Annotated in this window: 7 protein-coding genes and 1 pseudogene; 1 reads left to right on the top strand and 7 read right to left on the bottom strand. The window is 64.6% G+C overall.

All coding sequences use genetic code 11. The features are described 5' to 3' along the window. Positions 1-117 precede the first annotated feature (117 nt). The 4 genes from VGO12_RS02550 to obgE are packed head-to-tail and all read right to left on the bottom strand — an operon-like array spanning position 118 to position 4,212. Entirely contained in the window at positions 118-705 is a 588-nt protein-coding gene (locus VGO12_RS02550; RefSeq protein WP_327511175.1) for a nicotinate-nucleotide adenylyltransferase, read from the bottom strand. A 37-nt stretch (positions 706-742) separates the two neighbouring features. Further along, the gene (locus VGO12_RS02545) at positions 743-2,026 is read right to left on the bottom strand and encodes a glutamate-5-semialdehyde dehydrogenase (protein WP_327511174.1); all 1,284 of its coding nucleotides are present in this window, start codon (positions 2,024-2,026) and stop codon (positions 743-745) included. Next, the gene (gene proB / locus VGO12_RS02540; RefSeq protein WP_327511173.1) at positions 2,019-3,188 is read right to left on the bottom strand and encodes a glutamate 5-kinase; all 1,170 of its coding nucleotides are present in this window, start codon (positions 3,186-3,188) and stop codon (positions 2,019-2,021) included. Before proB ends, VGO12_RS02545 begins: the two co-directional genes overlap by 8 nt. 1 nt (position 3,189) lies before the next feature. Beyond that, the gene (gene obgE / locus VGO12_RS02535; RefSeq protein WP_327511172.1) at positions 3,190-4,212 is read right to left on the bottom strand and encodes a GTPase ObgE; all 1,023 of its coding nucleotides are present in this window, start codon (positions 4,210-4,212) and stop codon (positions 3,190-3,192) included. Between the two features lie 85 nt (positions 4,213-4,297). On the opposite strand from obgE, the gene VGO12_RS02530 reads away from it, so the two are divergent. Further along, complete coding sequence (locus VGO12_RS02530; protein ID WP_327511171.1) at positions 4,298-5,158, top strand: endonuclease/exonuclease/phosphatase family protein; 861 nt, start codon at positions 4,298-4,300, stop codon at positions 5,156-5,158. 42 nt (positions 5,159-5,200) lie between these two features. Here the strand turns inward: VGO12_RS02530 and VGO12_RS02525 are convergent, their stop codons facing one another. The 3 genes and pseudogenes from VGO12_RS02525 to VGO12_RS02515 all read right to left on the bottom strand — a co-directional run. Further along, positions 5,201-5,785: a GNAT family N-acetyltransferase gene (locus VGO12_RS02525; RefSeq protein ID WP_327511170.1), complete on the bottom strand. Its 585-nt coding sequence runs from the start codon at positions 5,783-5,785 to the stop codon at positions 5,201-5,203. Further along, complete coding sequence (locus VGO12_RS02520) at positions 5,782-6,414, bottom strand: GNAT family protein (RefSeq protein WP_327511169.1); 633 nt, start codon at positions 6,412-6,414, stop codon at positions 5,782-5,784. The genes VGO12_RS02525 and VGO12_RS02520 overlap by 4 nt, the downstream gene beginning before the upstream one ends. 128 nt (positions 6,415-6,542) lie before the next feature. Further along, positions 6,543-6,632: pseudogene (locus VGO12_RS02515) on the bottom strand (50S ribosomal protein L27); the annotation flags it as partial.

Raw genomic sequence — 6,632 nt, 5'->3', positions numbered from 1 at the left:
TCTTTCCTTTCCATAGAACAGAACAGGCACTTTCGATTCGAACAAAGATCGAACCGTCCATGAATGTAGGCATCAAACGGTAGCGGTTTCAAGACAGCAGAAGTGAATCACAGGAATTCACGTCGGCTTTCCCGCCCTGAGCGCGGTCGAGCTCATCGACGAGCGGGGCCCGTGAATGAAGGTCCAGGCGGGGGCTTGGTAGAACGCCAGGCGCCGCGCATCGCTTTCGTCGATGCGGGCATAGTCGAAGGTCTTGGCCATGCGCGAGGAGAGATAGGCAAGCGTCGAGCCCGGCCGGTCGATGACCGCGATCGGGAAGGTGCGCGCGATCTTCTGCCAGTTCTGCCAGCGGTGGAAGCCCTTGAGGTTGTCGGCGCCCATGATCCAGACGAAGCGGATATTGCGGTTGCGGGCCTGCACCCGCTCAAGCGTCCGGGCGGTGTAGCTCTGGCCAAGCGCCTGCTCGAAGGCGGTCACCTTGATGCGCGGATCGGGCGCGATTTCCTCGCTCATGGCGATGCGATCGGCAAGCGGCGCAAGGTTGTTGCGGTCCTTCAGCGGATTACCGGGGGTCACCATCCACCACAGCTGGTCCAGTCCGAGGCGTTGGATCGCGGTATCGGCGACGAGCACATGGCCCTCGTGCGGCGGATTGAAGGATCCGCCGAAAAGGCCGACCACCATGCCGTCTTCGACATGGGGCATGCGCAGGTAGCGGGCGTTGACCTTGCCCGCCGTCACCTCAGGGCCTGACCTGTCCAGCACCACGCACCCGATATTTGAAGGAGGTCAGTTGCTCGACGCCAACAGGGCCGCGCGCATGCATCTTGCCGGTGGCAATGCCGATCTCGCCGCCCATGCCGAATTCGCCGCCATCGGCAAACTGGGTCGAAGCGTTGTGCAGGAGGATCGCCGAATCGATCTCCGAAAAGAAGCGTTCGACCACATCAGGATCCTCGGCGATCACGGCTTCCGTATGGGCTGACGACCAGGTGGCGATATGCTCGATCGCGCCCGAGATGCCGTCGACCAGCTTCACGGAAATGATCGCATCGAGATATTCGGTCGCCCAGTCCTCGTCCCTGGCGGCTTTCAGGCCGTCGACCGTTCCGGCAAGCTCGTCCGTCACGCGCACTTCGCAGCCGGCCGAAAGCAGGGCGCTCAACAGCGGCTTTGCCAGGCGTGTAGCGTCACTGCGGTCGATCAGCAGCGTCTCGGCAGCACCGCAGATGCCGGTGCGGCGCATCTTGGCGTTGACGACGATCTTTTCCGCCATGGCAAGATCGGCAGAGGCGTCGACATAGATGTGGCAGAGGCCCTCGAGATGGGCAAAGACCGGCACGCGCGCCTCGTTCTGGACGCGGGCGACGAGGCTCTTGCCGCCCCGTGGCACGATCACGTCGATCGTGCCACCAAGGCCGGAAAGCATGGCGCCGACGGCCGCCCGGTCGGCAACCGGCACCATCTGGATCGCATGTTCCGGCAGGCCCGCGGCCTTCAGCCCCTCGACCAGGCAGGCGTGGATCGCGCCCGAGGAATGGAAGCTGTCGGAGCCGCCGCGCAGGATGACGGCGTTGCCGGCCTTCAGGCACAGCGCGCCAGCGTCGGCCGTCACGTTGGGCCGGCTTTCATAGATCACGCCGATGACGCCGAGCGGCGTGCGGACGCGCTCGATATGCAGCCCGTTCGGGCGATCCCATTCGGCAATCACGTCGCCGACCGGATCCTTGAACTCGGCGATGGCACGGATGCCGTTCGCCATGTCGCGAATGCGGCCTTCGGTGAGTGTCAGCCGATCGATGAACGACGCGGCGACCCCGCTTTCGTGGGCGTTTTCAAGGTCGATGGCGTTGGCCGCAAGGATCGCGTCGCTACGCTCAACAATCGCATCGGCCATGGCGATGAGGGCAGCCTGCTTGCGCTCGGCGCCGGCAATGGCAAGCGGTCGGCTGGCGGCCTTGGCCCGCCGGCCGATTTCCAGCATGACGCTCTCGACGTCGTCCTTCTTCCTCACCTCGTCAAGCATGGACCTCATCCTTCCGGCTGCCGTCTAATTCGGCGCGTTTTCCGGTCATGACCAGATCGTCGCGATGGACCATCGCGGCACGGCCGGCATAGCCGAGGATCGCGGCGATCTTGGCCGATTTCTTGCCGGCGATCTGGCGGGCTTCGTCTGCGTCGTAGCCGGCAAGCCCACGGGCAATCTCGCGGCCGGACGTGCCGAGCACCGCGATGGTGTCGCCGCGGCTGAAGCTGCCGGTCACCTCCCGGACGCCCGCCGGCAACAGGCTCTTGCCGGAGCGCAGCGCCTCTTCGGCGCCGGCGTCGATGCTGAGCGTTCCGGCCGGCAGCAGCTGCCCGGCAATCCAGGTCTTGCGTGCCGTGACCGGCGAGCCCGACGGCGCGAACCAGGACGAACGGGCGCCGTTCTCGATTGCCGCCAGCGGATGGTCGGGCTTGCCCGAAGCGATGATCATGGCGCAGCCGGCGGTCGTCGCGATCTTGCCGGCGTCGATCTTGGTGCGCATGCCGCCACGCGACAGCTCGGACGCGGCACCACCCGCCATCGCCTCGATCTCCGGGGTGATCTCGGCGATCGTTTCGAGGAAGCGGGCGTCCGGGTCGAGGTGCGGCGGGGCGGTGTAGAGCCCGTCGATGTCGGACAGCAGCACCAGGAGGTCGGCGCCGACCATGGTGGCGACGCGGGCGGCGAGGCGATCATTGTCGCCATAGCGAATTTCGGTGGTTGCGACCGTGTCGTTCTCGTTGATGATCGGCACGGCGCCGAGCTTCAGCAGCTGGTTGATGGTGGCGCGGGCGTTGAGGTAGCGGCGGCGCTCTTCCGTATCGCCCAAGGTCAAGAGCACCTGGCCGGCGACGATCGCGTCGGTCGACAGGCTCTCCGACCAGGCGCGTGCGAGCGCGATCTGGCCGACGGCAGCGGCCGCCTGGCTCTCTTCGAGTTTCAGTGCGCCCGCAGGCACGTTGAGCACGGTGCGGCCGAGCGCGATCGCGCCGGAGGAGACGACCAGGACCTCGACACCCCCCGCCCTGAGGGCGGCGATGTCGGCGCACATGGCGTCGAGCCAGGCCTTCTTCAGCCCGGTCGCGCGGTCGACCAAAAGGGCCGAACCAATCTTGATGACGACCCGGCGATACTTTTGAAGCGGTTTGCGGGTCTTGGTCATGTCAGGCGTTATCCTCGCCCAAGCCTTCGCCGGCCTTGGCGGCGACGATAACGCTGCGCAGCGCCCGCAGCGCGTCGGTCATGCCCGTGCCGACGGCGGCCGAAAGCAGAAGGGGCTTTTCGCCGCAGGCCTTTGCCAGCGCCTTGGCCTTTGCCTTCAATTCGTCCTCGTCAAGAATGTCGATCTGCGACAGCGCCACGATCTGCGGCTTGTCTTCCAGGCCGCCGCCATAGGCGTCAAGCTCGTATCTCACCGTCTTGTAAGCCTTGGCCACATCCTCTTCCTGTGCCGACACCAGGTGCAGCAGCACGCGGGTGCGCTCGACATGGCCGAGGAAGCGGTCGCCGATGCCCACGCCTTCATGGGCGCCTTCAATCAGGCCCGGGATGTCGGCGATGATGAATTCGTTGCCGTCGACGGTGGCGACGCCGAGATTGGGGTGCAGCGTGGTGAAGGGGTAGTTGGCGATCTTCGGGCGGGCGCGGGTGCACGCGGCAAGGAAGGTCGACTTGCCGGCGTTCGGCAGGCCGACGAGACCGGCGTCGGCAATCAGCTTCAGCCGCAGCCAAAGGGTCTTTTCGTCGCCTTCAAGGCCCGGATTGGCCCAGTTCGGCGCCTGGTTGGTCGACGAGCGGAAATGCGCGTTGCCGAAGCCGCCATTGCCGCCGGCGGCCAGCCGGTAGCGCTGGCCCTCGGCCACCATGTCGACGATCAGCGTCTCGTTGTCTTCCTCGAAGATCTGCGTGCCGACCGGCACTTTCAGCGTCACGTCGCCGCCACCGGCGCCGGTGCGGTTGCGGCCCATGCCGTGCTGGCCGGTCTTGGCCTTGAAATGCTGCTGGTAGCGGAAGTCGATCAGGGTGTTGAGGCCGTTGACCGCCTCGACCCAGACGTCGCCGCCGCGGCCACCATCGCCGCCATCAGGGCCGCCAAATTCGATGAACTTCTCGCGCCTGAACGAGACGGCGCCTGCGCCGCCGTCGCCGGAGCGGATATAGACTTTCGTTTCGTCGAGAAATTTCATTTGGCTGCCATCTGTTTCGTTTAAGTGCACGGTCTTATTTTGCCGCCATCGATATAGGCGGTTTATTCGGAGGTCAAAGAATATCGTGCGCTTCGTCAGCTACAACATCCAATACGGCATAGGTCTTGACGGTCGTTTCGACCCCGAACGCATCGCCGCGTCGCTTCAGGGCGCCGATATCATTGCGCTTCAGGAAGTGACGCGCGGCTTTCACCGCAATGACCACGTCGATCTGGTCGCCCGGTTCGAAAAGCTGTTTCCGGGTCACTTCGCCGTTTTTCATGCGCCCTGCGACATCGACATCGGCTCGACGATCGAAGACGGCCGCGCCGTCAGCCGCCGCTTCCAGTTCGGCAACATGATCCTGTCGCGCTGGCCGATCCTCGCGACGCGGCTGATTTCCCTGCCGCGCACGCGCACCATCAGCCCGATGAACCTGCAGCGCGGCGCGACCGAAGCGTTGATCGCGACACCCGGTGGGCCGCTCCGGGTCTATTCGGTGCATCTCGATCATGTGCTGCCCGCCGAGCGCATCGCCCAGATCCGCTATCTCAAGGACCGGCTTCTCGGCTATCCGCTCGAAGGCGGGGCGATCACCGGGGCGGCCGACTTCGGTCTCGCCGAGCCGCCGCACCCTGAGGATTTCGTCGTCATGGGCGACTTCAACATGCAGCCGGAGAGCCCGGAATACTGCGCGATGGTCGGTTCGCGCGACGCCTTTTATGGTCGCTCGCTGCGGCTTGAAAACCCGGTCGATGCGGCGGCCCATCTCGGTCGGCTGACGCCTGAAAGCTATAGTTGGATCCATCCCGAAAACCCCGAAAAGCGCATGAACCTCGACTATTGTTTCTTGAGCGCCGGCCTCGTTCCGCGGCTTGAGGATGCCTGGACGGACTATGAGGCCAAGGGCTCCGACCACTTGCCTGTTGGCTTCACGCTTGCCTGAACAAATCCCCCCGCAAAGGCGATCCTTGCGGGGGGATTGAATTCAATGCGGGCGGCGAAGGTCCGCGGCCGTCAGCTGCGTCTCGATATGCGCGACCATGGCGTTGCGGGCGAGCGCATAGACCTGAGAGCATCCGGTGACCTTGAAGCCGATCTTCTCCTGCACCTTCAGCGATCCCGGATTGTCGGCAAAGACGCCGGAATGCAGGGTCGTATCGGGCATGCGGCGGAAGAAGCGTTCGACCGCCGCGTAAGCCGCTTCAGAAGCGTAACCCTTGCCCCAGTAGAAGCGGTTCAGCCAGTAGCCGACATGCCATTGGCCGTGCCTGAGCTCGATGCCGACGCAGCCGATATGGACATCGTCGCCGGTGGTGAGAGCGAGTGTCCAGTCGGGCGTCAGTCCCGAAGTCAGCCGCGCCAACCAATCGCACGCATCCTGCAGGTCATAGGGTGCCGGCACGCGTGCCAGCATGCGCGCGACCTGAAAATCGCTGAGCGACTGGGCGATCGCCTCGGCATCGCTCAGCCGGTGCGGGCGCAGCACCAGGCGCTTCGTCTCGATGACCGGGCAGGGGCCGGGACCGGGGCGGGCGACGACCCGCTGGCGTTCGGAAACGAGCGCGTTCATCGCATGCCTCCCCAGCTTCTCAAGGAGACCCAGGTCTTCCGGTCCAGCCGGTACCACTCGACGGCGATCGAGCTGCCGAGCGCCAGGCTGCCGACCATGCCGCTTCCCTGGAACTGGAAGCCGCACTTCTGGATGACCCTTCGGGACGCGAGGTTCATGACCCTGCAGCGCGCATCGATCTGGTCGATGTCGCGGGTGCGGAACGCCATGTCGGTCAGGACCTGGGCCGCCTCGGTGGCGTAGCCCTGGTTCCAGTAGGGTTCGCCCAGCCAGTAGCCGAGTTCCGCCGTCTTGCCGTCCGGATGCGGTTCGATACCGCAGCAACCGAGAAATGCGCCATTGTCCGCTTTGGTAATCGCGTAGACGCACTTGCCAATCGTGCCGGCTTTCGCGCGTCGCACGAAGTCGGCGGCGTCAGCCGTCGTATACGGGTGCGGCATGCGCGAGACCATGGTCGCGACATTGGCATTGTTGGCAAGATGGGCAAGGGCGTCGATATCGTCTTCATGGGGGGCGCGCAGAACGAGCCGGGGTGACAACAATATCGGGCAATCGGTCCTTGACCGTTGGGGCCTCAGCCTTTGTTCGGGAGACCGTGATTGGTCTTCCCTCAACAGTTCGGTGTGCATGGTTCGTCCTCCAGAAACGAAAAAGGGGAGATTGGGTCTTGCCCCATCTCCCCTTTAAGTCTGGCTTGGAACCATCTGGTGCGTCAGCCGGGTCGATGAGACGCCGGCTGTTTTAGAGCGCTACCGGCTTATTCCGCTGCTTCGGCTTTCGGCATTACAGACACGTACACGCGGCCATTGGCCTTCGTACGGTAGTCAACGTTGCCAGCCGTAAGCGC

Origin of the sequence: Ensifer sp., from assembly GCF_035999135.1 — a bacterium.
Classification (GTDB): Bacteria; Pseudomonadota; Alphaproteobacteria; order Rhizobiales; family Rhizobiaceae; genus Ensifer.
Note: the sequence above shows the minus strand (reverse complement) of the source record. Positions and strands in the feature narration are given on the sequence as shown.

Bases quoted from the DNA above. Each gene is read 5' to 3' on its own strand.
- VGO12_RS02520 (WP_327511169.1), bottom strand. From the start codon at position 6,414: ATGCACACCGAACTGTTGAGGGAAGACCAATCACGGTCTCCCGAACAA.
- VGO12_RS02525 (WP_327511170.1), bottom strand. From the start codon at position 5,785: ATGAACGCGCTCGTTTCCGAACGCCAGCGGGTCGTCGCCCGCCCCGGT.
- obgE (WP_327511172.1), bottom strand. From the start codon at position 4,212: ATGAAATTTCTCGACGAAACGAAAGTCTATATCCGCTCCGGCGACGGC.
- VGO12_RS02545 (WP_327511174.1), bottom strand. From the start codon at position 2,026: ATGCTTGACGAGGTGAGGAAGAAGGACGACGTCGAGAGCGTCATGCTG.
- proB (WP_327511173.1), bottom strand. From the start codon at position 3,188: ATGACCAAGACCCGCAAACCGCTTCAAAAGTATCGCCGGGTCGTCATC.
- VGO12_RS02550 (WP_327511175.1), bottom strand. From the start codon at position 705: ATGCCCCATGTCGAAGACGGCATGGTGGTCGGCCTTTTCGGCGGATCC.